Source organism: Pseudonocardia sp. GCM10023141 (assembly GCF_042653605.1).
In genome coordinates, this window is sequence record NZ_JBHSIR010000021.1 from 132130 (window position 1) to 148005 (window position 15876).

At 71.8% G+C, this 15876-nt stretch carries 13 protein-coding genes; 7 read left to right on the forward strand and 6 right to left on the reverse strand.

Annotated features, from left to right (window positions below; translation table 11 throughout):
• Positions 1-140: 140 nt before the first annotated feature.
• The 3 genes from ACFPFQ_RS10950 to ACFPFQ_RS10960 all read left to right on the forward strand — a co-directional run bounded on the left by ACFPFQ_RS10950 (position 141) and on the right by ACFPFQ_RS10960 (position 5042).
• Positions 141-947: a hypothetical protein gene (locus ACFPFQ_RS10950; protein ID WP_379617481.1), complete on the forward strand. Its 807-nt coding sequence runs from the start codon at positions 141-143 to the stop codon at positions 945-947.
• A gap of 191 nt (positions 948-1138) precedes the next feature.
• Positions 1139-4858 (forward strand): multifunctional oxoglutarate decarboxylase/oxoglutarate dehydrogenase thiamine pyrophosphate-binding subunit/dihydrolipoyllysine-residue succinyltransferase subunit, encoded by a 3720-nt coding sequence (locus ACFPFQ_RS10955; protein ID WP_379617616.1) that lies wholly within the window; start codon positions 1139-1141, stop codon positions 4856-4858.
• Positions 4859-4865: 7 nt separating this feature from the next.
• Positions 4866-5042 carry a DUF6104 family protein gene (locus tag ACFPFQ_RS10960; RefSeq protein ID WP_379617483.1) on the forward strand — a complete coding sequence of 59 codons (177 nt, stop codon included), beginning with the start codon at positions 4866-4868 and terminating at the stop codon, positions 5040-5042.
• 65 nt (positions 5043-5107) lie between these two features.
• Here the strand turns inward: ACFPFQ_RS10960 and ACFPFQ_RS10965 are convergent, their stop codons facing one another.
• Together ACFPFQ_RS10965 and ACFPFQ_RS10970 are read right to left on the reverse strand one after the other, a co-directional pair.
• Entirely contained in the window at positions 5108-6769 is a 1662-nt protein-coding gene (locus tag ACFPFQ_RS10965) for an HNH endonuclease signature motif containing protein (protein ID WP_379617485.1), read from the reverse strand.
• Between the two features lie 103 nt (positions 6770-6872).
• Entirely contained in the window at positions 6873-7511 is a 639-nt protein-coding gene (locus ACFPFQ_RS10970; RefSeq protein ID WP_379617487.1) for a TetR/AcrR family transcriptional regulator, read from the reverse strand.
• An 83-nt stretch (positions 7512-7594) separates the two neighbouring features.
• Here ACFPFQ_RS10970 and ACFPFQ_RS10975 point away from each other — a divergent pair, with 83 nt between their 5' ends.
• On the forward strand, positions 7595-9052 hold the full coding sequence (locus ACFPFQ_RS10975) for an MFS transporter (RefSeq protein ID WP_379617489.1): 1458 nt from the start codon (positions 7595-7597) through the stop codon (positions 9050-9052).
• A gap of 60 nt (positions 9053-9112) precedes the next feature.
• Here ACFPFQ_RS10975 and ACFPFQ_RS10980 read toward each other — a convergent pair whose 3' ends face one another.
• Genes ACFPFQ_RS10980 through ACFPFQ_RS10995 form a run of 4 tightly spaced genes read right to left on the reverse strand, consistent with a single transcriptional unit; the run spans position 9113 to position 12779 of the window.
• Positions 9113-9478, reverse strand: coding sequence for a hypothetical protein (locus ACFPFQ_RS10980; protein WP_379617491.1), 366 nt, complete (start codon positions 9476-9478; stop codon positions 9113-9115).
• Positions 9475-12258 (reverse strand): FtsK/SpoIIIE domain-containing protein, encoded by a 2784-nt coding sequence (locus ACFPFQ_RS10985; RefSeq protein WP_379617493.1) that lies wholly within the window; start codon positions 12256-12258, stop codon positions 9475-9477. Before ACFPFQ_RS10985 ends, ACFPFQ_RS10980 begins: the two co-directional genes overlap by 4 nt.
• Before the next feature lie 9 nt (positions 12259-12267).
• The gene (locus ACFPFQ_RS10990) at positions 12268-12522 is read right to left on the reverse strand and encodes a hypothetical protein (protein WP_379617495.1); all 255 of its coding nucleotides are present in this window, start codon (positions 12520-12522) and stop codon (positions 12268-12270) included.
• Positions 12519-12779 (reverse strand): hypothetical protein, encoded by a 261-nt coding sequence (locus ACFPFQ_RS10995; RefSeq protein ID WP_379617497.1) that lies wholly within the window; start codon positions 12777-12779, stop codon positions 12519-12521. The genes ACFPFQ_RS10990 and ACFPFQ_RS10995 overlap by 4 nt, the downstream gene beginning before the upstream one ends.
• A 119-nt stretch (positions 12780-12898) precedes the next feature.
• Between ACFPFQ_RS10995 and ACFPFQ_RS11000 the strand changes: the two genes are divergently transcribed.
• Genes ACFPFQ_RS11000 through ACFPFQ_RS11010 form a run of 3 tightly spaced genes read left to right on the forward strand, consistent with a single transcriptional unit; the run spans position 12899 to position 15868 of the window.
• A complete protein-coding gene (locus ACFPFQ_RS11000; protein WP_379617618.1) occupies positions 12899-13561 on the forward strand; it encodes a response regulator transcription factor in 663 nt (220 codons plus the stop codon).
• Between the two features lies 1 nt (position 13562).
• Positions 13563-14945, forward strand: coding sequence for a HAMP domain-containing sensor histidine kinase (locus tag ACFPFQ_RS11005; protein WP_379617499.1), 1383 nt, complete (start codon positions 13563-13565; stop codon positions 14943-14945).
• Positions 14942-15868 (forward strand): TAXI family TRAP transporter solute-binding subunit, encoded by a 927-nt coding sequence (locus ACFPFQ_RS11010; protein WP_379617620.1) that lies wholly within the window; start codon positions 14942-14944, stop codon positions 15866-15868. Before ACFPFQ_RS11005 ends, ACFPFQ_RS11010 begins: the two co-directional genes overlap by 4 nt.
• The last annotated feature ends 8 nt before the right edge of the window (positions 15869-15876 follow it).

Sequence of the window (15876 nt, forward strand, 5' to 3'; positions counted from 1 at the left end):
GCGTCGCGCGTCCGAGCTCACTGATGCGCGACACCACCGTGCACCCGTACAGGTGACCATGGGACCCGGCTGCGTGACGCGCCGTCACCGCCTCACACTCTGAGGTGACCGGTCCCCCATTCCCACCCGTGGAGCGTGAGTTGCCCGACCTCACCATCGAGGCATCCGATCACCCGCTGCACCGAGCCCAGTACATCTACGTGGAGACGCACGCGTGGTGGCTGGGCAGCTTCGGCCGTCACAACCACCTCACCGAGCATCGCCTGCGCCAGTGGGTCCCCGCCGATCCCGAACGGGAGTGGCTGCTCGACCGCGAGCTGACCGGGCGGCAGACCTGGCTCACCGGGTCGGCCGAAGAGGCACTCGACGACGGGTTCAACCCGGGCGACATCGGCCCGACGGGGCGGTTCCGCGCCCTGCACGGGGCGTTCGACACGGCGACCGACGACACCATCGGCGATGCCGAGGAGTTCTGCGCCCGCCCGACCCGTCCGCGCAAGGGCAGCTGGCAGTCTCCGACCGCACCGTTCCTGGCACAGCTGCCGATCGACCCGGACGTGCTGCGCACCAAGCTGTGCGCGGAGAACCCCGGCAGCTGGTTCGGGCCGTTCGCCGCCGCGGTCACCGCGCTGCGCACCTGCCTCGTCCCCGCCGCCGTGCGCGGCGCGCTCTACCGCGCGCTCGCCGGTCTCCCCGCGGTGACCGTTGCGGAGAAGATCCCCAACATCGACGGTCACACGTGCACCGCGCTGATCCACGACGCCGGGCGCACCCGCACCGAGTTGCTGATCGACCCCGGCAACGGTCAGTTCGCGGGCGAGCGCGACACGCTGCGCACCGACTCCCGATGCGGGCTCGGCGCCGGCACCGTGATCAGCACGACAGCGGTGGCCACCGCCGTCGTCGACGTGCCGGGAAGCAGGCCGAACGGGTTGGCCCAGCGCTAGCGGGGTGCTGTCGCCGAGATCATCGTCCGGTGAGCTGGAGCGCGGTACCCGCTCGTCGACGCGGGGACTAACCTGAAGGCCGTCCTCGGCGATGACGATGCGATCCGATCAAGGCGGTCCACAGCGTGTCCAGCAGCAGTACCTCCCACCCAGCCGGCCAGTTCGGTCCCAACGAGTGGCTCGTCGAGGAGATGTACCAGCGCTTCCTCGACGACCCGTCGACCGTCGACCCGGCATGGCACGACTTCTTCGCCGACTACCGTCCGCAGCCCGTCGCCGACGACGTCATCGCTGCCGACGCGAACCCGGCCGCCGGCAACGGCGCCGCACCGACCCCCGCGGTCGCCGCCGCAGCCGTCGAGCGGTCCACGCCGGCTGTGTCGTCCAACGGTGCCGCCGCACCGGCTCCCGCGCCGGCACCCGCGTCCGCACCTGCGCCGAAGTCACCGGCGCCGGCCGCACCCGCCCGTCCGGCGGCGTCCACGCCCCCGACCCCCCCGGCCAAGCCGGCCGCCGGCACCACCTCCCGCGCTGCCAAGCCGGCACCGGCCGGCAGTGGCGGGGAGTCCACCCCGTTGCGCGGCGCCGCATCCGCCGTCGTCAAGAACATGAACGCCTCGCTCACCGTGCCCACGGCCACGAGCGTGCGGGCGGTGCCGGCGAAGCTGCTCGCCGACAACCGCATCGTCATGAACAACCAGCTGCGGCGCACCCGCGGCGGCAAGATCTCGTTCACCCACCTCATCGGGTTCGCCGTGGTCAAGGCGCTCGCCGACTTCCCGGTCATGAACCGGCATTTCGAGGAGGTCGACGGCAAGCCCACCGTCGTCCAGCCCGACCACATCAACCTGGGCCTCGCGATCGACCTGCCCGGCAAGAACGGGCAGCGCCAGCTCGTCGTGGTCTCCATCAAGGGCTGCGAGACGATGAACTTCGCCCAGTTCTGGGCGGCCTACGAGGAGATCGTCCGCAAGGCCCGCACCGGGGGCCTGACCGGCGACGACTTCGCCGGCACCACCATCAGCCTCACCAACCCCGGCACGCTCGGCACCAACCACTCGGTCCCGCGGCTCATGCAGGGTCAGGGCACCATCGTCGGCGTCGGAGCGATGGAGTACCCGGCGGAGTTCCAGGGCGCCAGTGACGAGCGCCTGGCCGAGATCGGCATCAGCAAGATCATCACGCTGACGTCGACCTATGACCACCGCATCATCCAGGGTGCGGAGTCGGGCGATTTCCTGCGCCGCATCCACTCGCTGCTGCTGGGTGGCGACGGGTTCTACGACGAGCTGTTCCGCTCGTTGCGCGTGCCCTACGAGCCGGTCCGCTGGGTGCAGGACATCCCGGCGGGCGCGGTCGACAAGACCGCACGCGTGATCGAGGTGATCGACGCCCACCGCACGCGCGGCCACCTGATGGCCGACACCGACCCGCTCAACTACCGGCAGCGGCGCCACCCCGACCTCGACATCCTGTCCCACGGGCTCACGCTGTGGGACCTCGACCGCGAGTTCGCGGTAGGCGGGTTCAGCGGCGAGCAGCGGATGAAGCTGCGCGACGTCCTCGGCGTGCTGCGTGACGCGTACTGCCGCACCGTCGGCACCGAGTACATGCACATCGCCGACCCCGAACAGCGGGCGTGGCTGCAGGAGCGGATCGAGGTGCCGCACCAGAAGCCCAACTCGGCCGAGCAGAAGTACGTGCTGTCCAAGCTCAACGCCGCCGAGGCGTTCGAGACGTTCCTGCAGACCAAGTACGTCGGGCAGAAGCGCTTCTCGCTCGAGGGTGGCGAGACGGTCATCCCGCTGCTCGACGCCGTGCTGGACAAGGCCGCCGAGCACGAGCTCGACGAGGTCGTCATCGGCATGCCGCACCGCGGCCGGCTCAACGTGCTCGCCAACATCGTCGGCAAGCCGATCAGCCAGATCTTCCGCGAGTTCGAAGGCAACCTCGACCCGGGCCAGGCTCACGGGTCCGGCGACGTGAAGTACCACCTCGGCGCCGAGGGCAAGTACTTCCGGATGTTCGGCGACGGCGAGACCGTGGTGTCGCTGGCGTCCAACCCCAGCCACCTCGAGGCCGTCGACCCGGTGCTCGAAGGCATCGTGCGGGCCAAGCAGGACATCCTCGACAAGGGCGAAGGCGGCTTCACCGTCCTGCCGCTGATGATGCACGGCGACGCGGCGTTCGCCGGCCAGGGCGTGGTGGCCGAAACGCTCAACCTGGCGAAGCTGCGCGGCTACCGCACCGGTGGCACCGTGCACGTCGTCGTCAACAACCAGGTGGGCTTCACCACCGCACCCGAGCACTCACGCTCGTCGCAGTACTGCACCGACGTCGCCAAGATGATCGATGCGCCGGTCTTCCACGTGAACGGCGACGACCCCGAGGCCTGCGTCTGGGTGGCCAAGCTCGCGGTCGAGTACCGGGAGCGCTGGCACAACGACGTCGTCATCGACATGATCTGCTACCGCCGTCGCGGTCACAACGAGGGCGATGACCCCTCGATGACGCAGCCCTCGATGTACGACATCATCGATGCCAAGCGCAGCGTCCGGAAGATCTACACCGAGTCGCTGATCGGCCGTGGCGACATCTCCATGGAGGAGGCCGAGCACGCGCTCAAGGACTTCTCCAACCAGCTCGAGCACGTGTTCAACGAGGTTCGCGAGCTGGAGAAGACACCGGCCCGGGTCAGCCCGTCGGTGGAGGGCGAGCAGCCACTGCCCATCGACCTGGACACCTCGATCCCGATCGAGGTCGTCGAGCGCATCGGCGACGCCCACGTCGAGCTCCCCGAGGGCTTCACCGTGCACCAGCGCGTCAAGCCGGTGCTGCAGCGCCGGTTCACGATGTCGCGTGAGGGCAACGTCGACTGGGCCTTCGGCGAGCTGCTCGCGCTCGGCTCGCTGGTCCTCGACGGTCGCCTGGTGCGGCTGTCGGGCCAGGACACCCGCCGCGGCACGTTCGTGCAGCGCCACTCGGTGGTGATCGACCGCAAGACCGGCGAGGAGTACTTCCCGCTGCGCAACCTGTCGGAGACGCAGGAGCGGTTCCTGCCCTACGACTCGGCGTTGTCGGAGTTCGCGGCGGTCGGTTTCGAGTATGGCTACTCGGTGGCCAACCCCGAGGCGTTCGTCGCCTGGGAGGCCCAGTTCGGCGACTTCGTCAACGGTGCCCAATCGATCATCGACGAGTTCGTGTCGTCCGGTGAGGCCAAGTGGGGCCAGACCTCGGACGTCGCGCTCCTGCTGCCGCACGGCCTGGAGGGGCAGGGCCCCGACCACAGCTCCGGGCGCATCGAGCGGTTCCTGCAGCTGTGCGCCGAAGGTTCCATGACGGTGGCGCTGCCCACCGAACCCGCGAACTACTTCCACCTGCTGCGCCGCCACGCCATGGACGGGGTGCGCCGTCCATTGGTGGTGTTCACACCGAAGTGGATGCTGCGAGCCAAGCAGGTCGTCAGCCCCCTGTCCGAGTTCACCGGCGGTCGCTTCCGCTCGGTGCTCGACGACCCGCAGCACCGCGAGGCCGACGGCCCCGTCACGGGCGTTCGCAAGGTCCTGATGTGCAGCGGCAAGATCTACTACGAGCTGGCGGCGGCCCGGGAGAAGCGCAGCATCACCGACACCGCGATCGTTCGCCTCGAGCAGCTCTACCCGCTGCCGCACCACAAGATCGCCGCGGTGCTCGATCGGTATCCCAACGCCGAGGACATCCGTTGGGTCCAGGAGGAGCCTGCCAACCAGGGTGCGTGGCCGTTCCTGGGCCTGACACTGCCGGAGAAGCTGCCCCGCACGGTCGGGATCAAGCGGATCTCGCGCCGCCGGATGGCGGCCCCTGCCCCGGGCTCGTCGAAGGTGCACGAGGTCGAGCAGGCGGCACTGATCGACGCCGCGTTCGAGGGCTGAGGTCGGCATGTACTTCACCGACCGCGGCATCGAGGAACTGTCCGATCGGCGCGCCGAGGAGCAGCTCAGCGTGGAGTGGCTCGCTGACCGGCTACGTGCGTTCGTCGACCTGAATCCCCAGTTCGAGGACGCCGTGGAGCGGCTCGCGAGCTTCCTCGCCCGCGACGACGCGGACGACGACTGAACCAGGCTCTGTCGAACCCGGTCGATGCCGAGGTCCTGACCTGCGGCCTTCTGATTTGCCGCAGGTCAGGCGCCGGCGTCGGGATCCGGAGGCGCCCGGTCGCGCGCTGCGCCGCCGGGCTCGGGGCCCTCTTCGGGATGCTCGGGTTCTGGCAGTGATGGCGGATCCGGCGCTTGCAACGGCGGGATCATGATGGGTGTAGGGCCCACCGTGTACTCCTGCCCGAGTGGGCTGCGCCAGACGAACCGGCCGGGCTCCGGCTGCTCGAGCTCCCAGCCGGCCTCCTTCAGGCCGTGGTCGTGGCGGCATTCCGGCGACAGGTCATCGGTGGTGGTCGGGCCGCTCTTGGTGTGATCGCGGGTGTGGTCCATGTCCGACCGCGTGGCGGGTGCCTGGCAACCGGGATGGGCACACGTCCGGTCCCGACATTCGACGTGGCGCTCCAGGGCAGCACGTGGCAACCGGTCGTCGGGGTGCGCGTCGAGGTCCTGGAGCGCGGCCTCCCGATCCACGTACTGCGCGACGATGTCGGCGATGAGCGGCGCCCAGGTGCTGGTGGTCGGGTCGGCGGCCAGTTCCGCCAGGTCGCTCTCGCGGACCTGCAGTTCGACGATGCCGCCCGGCGGACGACCGCGCGACATGTGGCGGGGGCGGCGCCGGGTGGTTCCGGAGCAGACCAGGTAGCCCTCGGCATCGACGACGACCCAGCGCCATTCCGCGCGACGCTGCCGGGCGACGATGCGGCGCGCTGCGGCCGCCGGAATCGGACCCCATCCCGGGAGTGCGCCCGGCAGGTCGTCGCGACCGAGGATCGTGGTGAGCGCGACCTGGACCTCGACGGCGCCCTCGGGTGCCGCTGCGGCCGTGGTGGCTCCGGCCGTGGCTGCGGCTGTGGCGGCCGCCTGCCCCTCACGCTCCGCGTAGCGCTCCTGCAGCGCCGCGATGATGTCCTCGCGGTTCAGCCCGTGCAGCGATCCGTCCAGCAGGCCCAACATCACGTCGGCCTTGACCTGGTCGAGCGTGCCAGGGTGCCCGCGTCGGCGTGCGGCGGCTGCCAACGCCCCCACCCGCTGCAGCGCTACGGCTGCCTCCTCCGGGGGCAGACCTTTCGCCGCGATCGTGGCCGTGCCGTCGACGTCGAGGTAGCCGATCACCCGGCGGTCCTCGACGGCCCGGCGGTAGCGCCGCTCGTAGAATCCCGGATCGATCTCGATGACCAGGCGCCGCAGCCTGTCCGCCAGCTGACCGGTGGTGAGCCTTCCGGCGATCGGGAGGACAGCCCGGCAGATGACCTCGATCTGAGCCGCGGACAGGTCGGTGAGGTGCTGCGTGAACACCCATGCCCGTCCCCTGTCGATCTGTCCCAGCTCCAGCGCCGCCTGGACGAGCGGCATCACCTCGACCACGGTGAAGGCGAGCTCGGTCTCGCGTTCGGCGGTACGACGGGTCAGCGCGAGCGCAGCGCGCACCTCGTCGGCGGCGTAGGGCTGCGGCACGCTGTCGCGCAGGATCACGTTCGGGTCGGCTGACGGGCGTCGCCGCGCGATCTCGGTCGTGACGGCGAACATCCGGGCCTGCTCCCGCGCCAGTTGCCGGTTCTGCGCGATCAGTACGTCGTTGAGGCGGTCGTGTGGGAGCTGCGCCAACTCGACCCGCTCCAGCAGGCCAGCCAGCTCCCGGCCGGGAGCCATCCCGGCCAGTTCCTGCGGCACCCGCGCGTCACCCATGCCTCGACGCTAGGCCTGCGCGCCGACAAGGCCGGCCCGCTCGCACCGAGTTGTCCACAAGTTGGCGCCCACAGGCCGAATTGTCCACAGGCGAGGTGGACGGTCAGGAGCGCTTGTCCCACCGGCCCGCGAACTCCCCGACCTGCGGCGGCGGTCCGGGCAGTGTCCGGTGTCCGGCCGGTGCCCGCAGCGCATCGAGGAACAGCGCCACGTAGCGTTCCCGCAGCTCGGCGGTGCGTGCATCGTCGCTGCCCCGAACATGGGCGAGCTGCTCGAACACCAGCCCGAGATCGCCGACGACGAAGTCGGTCCGCAGCTCACCTGCGGCGTGCGCCCGGTCGACGATCGCGGTGGCGAGCTCGCCCGAGCGCGCTGCCAGCTCCCACAGCTCCGGGGTGGGGGTGAAGGTGCCGGCGAGCGAGATGGTCAACGCATGGGTGTCGGCGTCGACCACTCCCCCGAGGAACGCGGCGAACGCACTGCCCGCGCCGTGCGTCCCTGCCAACGCGGCTTCCGCGATCTGGATGTAGCGACGGAGGCCGTCGGCGCAGAGCCGACGCAGGAGGTCCTCCTTGCTGCCGTGACGGCGGTACAGGGCGCTGATCCCGACCCCGGCGCGCTCGGCGACAGCGGAGATCGGCGCTCCCGGATCGGCCACGAACACCGCACGTGCGGCGTCGAGGATCAGTTCGTCGTTGCGGGCCGCCTGCGCGCGGCGACCGCTCAGCGGTGGTGTGGTCATGCCCCAACCCTATCACTTGACCGGAATATTCCGTTCCGATACCTTGAAGGGAACAGTTCATTCCGTTCCAATGGAGGCTCTCCATGACCGCAACGCTCGACGGCGCTCCCCCCACCGCCCCGCTCGCTCGCGCGACGTGCGGCGCATGGCTCGGTTTCGCCGGCGTCATGGGCGCCACCGTGATGGATCTGCTCGACTCGACGGTGGTGGGCGTCGCCGCACCCGCGATCCGCGCCGACCTCGGCGGCAGCTACGCCACGATGCAGTGGATGGCCGCCGGCTACACCCTCGCGCTGGCGGTGCTGCTGCTGGTCGGTGGCCGCCTCGGTGACATGTTCGGACGGAGGCGGATGCTGCTCGTCGGGGTCGCCGGGTTCACGGCGGTATCGCTGCTCTGCGCGCTCGCCTGGAACCCCGAGGTGCTCGCCGGCGCCCGGATCGCCCAGGGCGCGTTCGGTGCCGTCATGCTGCCGCAGGGCTTCGGCCTGCTCCGGGACATCTTCCCGCCGCACCAGATGGCGAAGGCCTGGGGACTGTTCGGTCCGGTCATGGGGATCGGCGCTGTCGTCGGCCCCATCGTCGGCGGGCTGCTGCTCGAGGCCGACGTGCTCGGCACCGGCTGGCGGATGGTGTTCCTCGTGAACATCCCGATCGGGATCGTGTCGTACGCCCTCGCGGCCCGGCACCTGCCGACCGTCGCCCCCGTCGCTGCCGGTAGCCGCCTCGACCTGCCCGGCGTCGCACTCGCCGCCGCCGGCACCGTGCTGCTGATCTTCCCGCTGGTGCAGGGGCACGAGCTGGGCTGGCCCGGTTGGACGATCGCGATGATGATCGCGGCGGTTCCGGTGTTCGCCGCGTTCGCCCGTCGGCAGCTGCGCCTGACCCGTCGCGGCCGCACACCCCTGATCGAGCCGAGCATCTTCGGCAAGCGCTCCTACGTCGCCGGAGTCGGGTTCGCGGTCGTCTTCCTCGCCGCGATGGGCGCCATGTTCACCGTCGGCGTCATGCTCCAGATCGGTCTGGGCTTCAGCCCGATGCAGGCCAGCCTCACGATGGCCCCGTGGGCCGGTGGCGCCGTGATCGGCTCGATCATCGCTGGCACCATGACTGCCCGGCTCGGTCGCCTGCTGCTCCACATCGGGCTGGTCCTGATGGGCGCGGGCGTGATCGGCCTGGTCGCTGCCTACCAGCTCGCCGGCGTCGAGCTCGGGTTCCTCGCGCTCGCCCTGCCGTTGCTCGTCGGCGGAACCGGCATGGGCATGATCTTCGTGCCGATGTTCGACATCATCCTCAGCGGCGTCGGCGACCACGAGACCGGTTCGGCGTCCGGTGCGCTGGGTGCGCTCGAGCAGTTCGGGATGACGCTCGGTGTCGCGATTCTGGGCACGGTGTTCTTCACGATCGTCGGCCCGGTGCCCACCCCGCAGGCGGCGCTGGCAGCCGGGAGCGTGACCGCGCTGGTCACGCTCGGGTTGGTGGCGCTGGCCTTCGTCATCGCGTTCGCCATGCCCCGCCGCGCCACAGCGCACGCGCACGGCTGATCACGTGAGAGCGAACGGGTCGGGCGGCAGCTGCCGTCCGGCCCGTTCACGTGGGCACCGTCAGCGACCGGGCAGCCCGAACCGCCGCCGCCGGACCGCCTCCTGCAGCGCCTCGCCCGCGTCCTCGACGTCGGCGACGAGCGCGGCGAGATCGGCCGGATCGGCCCGCGGGTCGGGACCGGGTCGGGGACGCAGCTTCATCCAGGACTCGACCCACAGGACCTCGAGCGCCGCCTCCCACTGCAGCTCGACTCCCAGCCGGGTCAGGGCGGCGCCCTCCCCCGTGGCCAGCATCCGTGCGTCGAGTTCGACGAGCCGCCGCGACAGCTCCGCGGCCCGGGCCCGATCCTGCTCGCCGAGATCCTCGACGGCCTGGGTGATGCCTGCGACGATCTCCTTGTAGCGCCGCGATGCGGGCCCGGTCATCGCGGCTCCTCCAGCTCGGGAACGATGACGACCTCGGGCAGCGCGTGCTGGGAGCGGTCGAAGAACAGCCCCCGGCCGGCACGGGGTGACCAGCTCAGCATCATGCCCGGAGCCAGCGCGGCCAGCTCCGAACCCTGCACGTCGAGCGCCACCCAGGCCCCGAGGTCGTCGACCGAAGCGCTCATCGCCAGCAGCGCCCGCAACCGCTGCACGCTGCGCCACCAGCCCAGTACGTGGACCCCGGTCTCCGGACCGAACCTCAACACCTTGCGCAGCGCCTCCAGGCCGTCCCGCTCCAGGCTGGTGTCGGCGGCATCCGCGGCGTAGAGCACCACCACGACCGGCCGCCTCCCGCCTCCCGCGAGCCGGGTCGTGATCTCCGCAGCGAGCGCGGCGATCCGCTCCCGGAAGCCGTCGAGCGTCACGACCTCGGGCACGTGTCCGGCGGTGGTCAGCGCTGTCACGAGCTGCCCCGCAGGCTCGGTCGCCTCCACCACCAGCGGCGCGACCAGCACGTCGACGGTGCCCGGCGCGAACTGCCCGGACAGCGAGGCGGCGGCCGCACCGAGCACCCGAACCGCCTCGGCCGGCACGCTGGCCAGCACACCGAGGTTGCGCCCCGGCGCCGCCGGCAGCCGGACGGTCGCGGCACTGCCGGCCACGTCGATGCACTGCCCGACGAGTGCACGCGGGACCCCGTCGGCCGACGGCGGCAGCTCGGCGATCAGATCGGCGATCCGCGGCGCCTTGCTGCCGTCGAAGAGCCGCGGCTCGGCGCGCCCGGCCTGGTACTGCTCGTGCAGCTCCCGCTGCACTTCGTCCACGGAGCCCTTCGCCGTGGCGTCAGGGATCCGGACGACCTCGTTGCCGTGCTTGATGCCCGACTCGTGGTTGACGACCGCGTGCCAGCGCGGCAGGTCGAGAGTGGCGTCGTTGAGGTCGGCGAGCACCCGGCGGGCCCGCGGCAGCGCGATGCGCAGCACGAACTGCTCGAAGATCGCCGGCCGTCCCCAGAACGCCTCGATCCCCGAGACGTCCTGGCTGGCCAGCACCAGGTGGATGCCCTGCGATCGGCCGCGCCGGGCCACGTCCTCGAGCAGCGTCGTCGCCGCCTTGGTGACCGCATCGCGTTCGGAGAACAGGTACTGGAACTCGTCGATCACCGCGACGATCCGCGGCCAGCGCCCGTCCGGGTCGGCGGCGCGCAGCTCCTCCAGTTTGGTGACCTCGTGGGCCTTGGCCACCTCGGCCCGGCGGCGCATCTCGTCGGAGAGGAACTGCAGCAGCGCGAGCCCGAACTCGCGGTCGGTGTTGATGTTGACCCCGACGAGCCGGGCGTGCGGCAGCCACGTGCGGTCCCGGCGCCCCGGGGCGAACTGCGCGAACGACACGCCCTCCTTGAAGTCCAGCAGGTAGAACTCGAGCTCGTCGGGGTCGTACCGCACCGCCATCGCACTGATCATCGTCAGCAGCAGGTTGGTCTTGCCCGAGCCGCTCGGGCCGCCGATCAGGGCGTGCGGTGACCCGTCGGCCAGCGCGACCTCGGCGGGCAACCCATCGGCGAACCCGACCGGCGCGTGCAGCCCGGCGAGCGAACGCGCCCGCCCCCACTGCTCCCGCGGCGGCAGCAGGTCGCGGAACACCCCGACCCGGCTGCGCCAGCGCTCGTGCTCGTCGGAGATCACGTGGCCGGCCCGGGTGACCTCGGCCGGGGGCAGCTGCGGCTCGAGGTCGACGGCGACGTGCGGCCCGGTCATCGACGTCACGTTGTACGGGCCGGTGCCGGTCCGCCGCACCTGGACGCTCTCGACGGGCGCGTTGATCGTCATCGGCACGTCGAGCAGCACGAACTGCACGCCGCAGGCCGGCCCGCCCCGAGCCACGCGCTGCAGCTGCCGGTGGTCCTCGTCGCGCAGTGCCGAACGGTTGCCCATGAGCACGGCGACGATCCACGGCTCGCTGCGCCCTCCCTCGGTGCTGGCCAGCGCCGAGAGCGAGGGCTGCCCGTCCACGAGCACGCGGGTGTGGACGCGCCGGATGCGGTCCGACAGCTCGTCGAGCAGCTGCGGCAGTCGGCCGGGGTCGTGGACGGTGAGCAGCCCGGTCCGTGTCAGGGGGTAGAGGCCCGGCAACGAACCGGTGTACTGCGCCACGTCCCAGACGTGGACCTGCACCATGCCGGGCCGGAAGTAGCTCAGCACCCGCAGGAGCAGGTTCTCCACCAGTGTCTCGGCGTCGTCGCGGGACTCGTGGTCGGAGCTGATCTGCAGGTGCGACTCGTCGAGCAGCGGCACGGACACGTCGAACACCGAGGGCTTGCGCAGGCTCGGGCCGCCGGAGCGCGGTTCACCGCCGATCCGGCCCGTGCCGATCTTCCACAGCTCCGGGACCGGCCCCGCCCCGTCGATCTTGCCGACCTGGCCGAGCCACTCCTGCGGGTCCCGCCCGGCGGCGCCCGGCGAGGCCTCCAGAAGCAACCGGCTCAGCCGGCCGGGCCCCGCGGCCAGCCAGGGCGCGAGCGCTTCGGCCCGGTCGGCTTCGACACACGCCACGACGTCGGCCATCCGCGGGTTGGCGAGCACCGCCTGCAGTTGCGGATCGGCGCGGGCTGCGTCGAGCCCGCGCTCGCGCAGCCACATCTCGACCATCGTGGCGGCATGCTCGCGCACGGCCGTGTCCCGGGCCCCCTCGGCCGCACCGAGGGCCCGCCCGATCGCCAGGCACAACGCGTCGAACGCCCCTGCGATCCGCTCCTGCCGCCGGTTCGGCCCTCGCGCCACGACGCCGCTCTACAGCCGCGCGTCGAGATCGGCGACGGCCAGCGTGCCGGCGTTGATCAGCCCGAGGCAGCGGTCGAGCTCGTCCGCTGCGCGGCGCAGTTCCTCGGGCAGCACCGGCTCGGAGTGCTGCTCGCCGAGCCCGGCGAGCACCTCGACCGCGGCGGCGATCCGGGCCGCCGCCAGCCCGGCGAACTGCCCGGCGTTGCTGATCTGCTCCGCCACCCCGGCCAGCTCGCCGCGAACGTCACCCAGGGAACCGCTCACAGCCGGTTCGCGACGCCCTCGGCCGCCTGGATGGCCGCCTGGACGGCCTGCTGGACGTCGGTGATGCTGCTGATGGCCTGCGCGAGCAGGCTGTTGGCCTCCGACACGTCGGCCTGTCCGCTGCCCGCCGTGACGCGCTGCAGCGACCCCTGTGCCTGCTCCAGGGCCGACTGCGCCTGTTGCAGCGCTCCGAGACTCTCCGAGGCCTTGTCGTTGGCCAGCGCGATGCCGGCCCGGACCTCTTCGATGCTCGCCATGTGCTGAAACTCCCCAATAGCTGACCGCTGTCACGCTGTGACCGTGTGAAGGGAAATCTATCGTCCTTTCCACCTGTACCCGTCGTCCGGCAGGCTGACGCACCTGAGGGGTGATCAAGCTGCGAGTTCTTGTGGTCGAAGACGACGACGGGGTGGCCGGCGCTGTGGTCGAGGCGCTCGGCGTTCATGGTCATGTTGCGTTCCGCGCCGCCACGGCGGCGCAGGTGTGGGCTCGCGTGCGCGACGCCGACGTGGTGCTGCTGGATCTGGGGCTTCCCGACGGCGACGGCCTCGACGTGCTGCGCAGGCTGCGGCGCATCGCCGACACCCCGGTGCTCGTGCTCACCGCCCGCGACGCCGAACGCGACATCGTGCGTGGCCTGCGGCTGGGGGCCGATGACTATCTGGTGAAGCCGGTGCGGCTGCGCGAGCTGCTGGCCCGGATCGAAGCGGTGGCGCGCCGGGCTCGGCCCGTGGCGGCACCGGAAGACCACGATGTGGTCGAGGTCGCCGACCTGCGCGTCGAGATCGGTGCCCGCCGGGCCACGGTCGCGGATCGGGAGCTGACGCTCACGTCCATGGAGTTCGACATCCTCGCCGCGCTCGCCCGCCGGGCCGGGTCGGCGCTGAGCCGCCAGCAACTGCTCGACGAGATCTGGGGTGACGCCTACCTCGCCGTGTCGCGGTCGCTCGACGTGCACGTCGCGCGGCTGCGCTCGAAGATCGACCGGCCGGGGCTGCTGGCGACGATCCGCGGGTTCGGCTTCCGGCTCGGCGGCTGACGTGCGCAGGCGACTGTTGCTCGGGCTGTCGGCGTTCTCGATCGTGGCCGTGGCCGCCTTCGCGCTGCCGTTGCTGGGCAGCACCGCCGCGGAGCGGACGCAGCGGTTCGTGCTGTCGCGTACCGCCGATCTGGATCGGTTCGCCGCGCTCGCCCAGCAGATCGACACTCCCGAAGGCCTCGCGGTGCTCGACACCGAGGTCCGCGCCTACAGCTCCGTCTACGGCGAGGGTGTGGTCGTCGTGGGCCCGGCGGGCCGGCTGATCGTGCAGTCCGGGCTCTCGGTGGGCGACGCCGGCGTGGCCGACGCCATCGACGCTGCACTGCGCAACCAGCCGGCCGCGCAACCCGACCGGCTCGGGCCGTGGTCGGACCGGCCGATCCTGCTCAGCCGCCCGGTCGGTACCGGCACCCGCGTCGGTGGAGCCGTGGTCCTGCGGGCCGCACCCGCCGAGGCGGCCGCCGATGTCGGCGTGGCGTGGCTCGTGGTGGCCTCCGGCGCGCTGGCGGCGGCCGTGGCGTTCGCGGTACTCGCGCTGGTCGTGGCTCGGTGGGTGCTGCGGCCGGTCGCGGAGCTCGCAGGCGGGGTGCGGGAGGTCACCGAGGGCCATCCCGGTGCCCATGTCTCACCGAACGCGGGACCGTCGGAGCTGCGGGAGCTGGCCGGAGCGTTCAACCGGATGTCCGACGTGGTGGCCACGAGTGCATCGCAGCAGCGCAGGCTCGTGGCCGACACCTCCCACCAGCTGCGCAACCCACTGGCCGCCCTGCGGCTGCGGGTCGACACGCTCGACGGGCACATCGGCACGGACGGGCGGCGCACCTACCTGTCGACGGTCACGGAGGTCGAGCGGCTCGAGTCGCTGCTCGACGACCTGCTCGACCTGGCGTCGGCGGAGAGCCGCGCCACCGATCTGGCGGCCGGTGACGCCGGGCCGGCGAGCGCGGACGTGGGCGCAGTGCTGACGGAGAGCGTGCTGCTGTGGGAACCCGTCGCGCGGCAGGCCGGCGTGCGGCTCGTCGTCACCGAGGGACCCTGCGCGGAGGTGGCGTGCGCGGCAGGCGAGCTGTCGCAGGTGCTCGACGTACTGCTGGACAACGCGGTGAAGTACAGCGGTTCCGGCGCTACCGTGCAGGTGGGCTGGGTCGTCGCCGACGGCCGTGCCGTGGTGGCGGTCCGCGACGACGGGCCCGGTATTTCCGCCGACGACCTGCCGCGCGCCACCGAACGGTTCTGGCGCGCCCGTCAGGTCAGCGCCCAGCGCGGCTCCGGGCTGGGCCTCTCGATCGCCGAGCGCCTCGTCACCGCACGGGGTGGCACCCTGCGGTTGGGCCCGGCACCCGGTGGCGGACTCGAAGCCGTCGTGGAGCTGGCATGCCGATGATCTCCCGCCGCACGCTGCTGCTCGGCGCCGCGGCACTGGCCGGCCTCACCGCCTGCACGAGCACCGGAACCGTCTCGTTGACGGTGGCCGCGGGCGAGTCCGGCGGGTTCTACGTGGAGTTCGGCGGCCTGCTGGTGAAGCAGTTGCAGGAGCAGGGGCTCACCGCCGCTGTGGTGGAGACCGGCGGCACCGTCGACAACATCGGCCTGCTCACCGGGGGCCGCGCCAACCTCGCCCTCGCGCTCGCCGACGTCGCCGGTACCGCGCTCACCGGTTCCGCGCCCTTCACGGCGCCCGTTCCGCTGGTGGCGCTGGGGCGGGTCTACGAGAACTACATGCAGTTCGTGGTCCGAGCCGAGGACCCGATCGCCGGTGCCGCCGATCTCGTGGGCAAGCGGGTGTCGCTCGGCGCGATGGGCTCGGGGGCCGCGGTGTTCGGGGAGCGCCTGCTCGCGGTCGCCGGCATCGCCGCCGAGGTGTCACACCGGCCGTTGCGCGAGGCCGTCGACGCGCTCGGTGCGGGCAGGTCCGACGCGCTGCTGTGGTCGGGTGGTGTTCCGACTCCGGCGCTCGCGGAGCTGGCGGCGCGGCGACCCATCCGCCTGCTCCCGCTCGCCGCGCACCTGCCCGAGCTGCAGGCCGCCTTCGGTTCCGCGTACGGCCCGGTGTCGGTGCCGGCGGGCGCGTACGGCCCGGCGCCCGGCGTCCCGACGGTCGGTGTGGCAAACCTGCTGATCGCCATGCCGACCCTGCCGGACGAGGTCGCGGGCGAGGTCGTGCGCACGCTCGTGCAGGCCGCGCCGGCACTCGTCCCGACGACGGCGCTGGGTACCCAGTACCTGGACCAGCGCTCCCTCATCGGCACCGGAGACGTGCCGCTGCACCCCGGCGCGATGGCGGCCTACCGGGCGCTGCACGGCTGACCACAGCT

Excerpts from the sequence above, each read along its gene's own strand:
- ACFPFQ_RS10955 (WP_379617616.1), top strand. The coding sequence starts at position 1,139 with ATGTACCAGCGCTTCCTCGACGACCCGTCGACCGTCGACCCGGCATGG.
- ACFPFQ_RS10975 (WP_379617489.1), top strand. The coding sequence starts at position 7,595 with ATGACCGCAACGCTCGACGGCGCTCCCCCCACCGCCCCGCTCGCTCGC.
- ACFPFQ_RS10960 (WP_379617483.1), top strand. The coding sequence starts at position 4,866 with ATGTACTTCACCGACCGCGGCATCGAGGAACTGTCCGATCGGCGCGCC.
- ACFPFQ_RS10980 (WP_379617491.1), bottom strand. The coding sequence starts at position 9,478 with ATGACCGGGCCCGCATCGCGGCGCTACAAGGAGATCGTCGCAGGCATC.
- ACFPFQ_RS11010 (WP_379617620.1), top strand. The coding sequence starts at position 14,942 with ATGATCTCCCGCCGCACGCTGCTGCTCGGCGCCGCGGCACTGGCCGGC.
- ACFPFQ_RS10965 (WP_379617485.1), bottom strand. The coding sequence starts at position 6,769 with ATGGGTGACGCGCGGGTGCCGCAGGAACTGGCCGGGATGGCTCCCGGC.
- ACFPFQ_RS10970 (WP_379617487.1), bottom strand. The coding sequence starts at position 7,511 with ATGACCACACCACCGCTGAGCGGTCGCCGCGCGCAGGCGGCCCGCAAC.
- ACFPFQ_RS10995 (WP_379617497.1), bottom strand. The coding sequence starts at position 12,779 with ATGGCGAGCATCGAAGAGGTCCGGGCCGGCATCGCGCTGGCCAACGAC.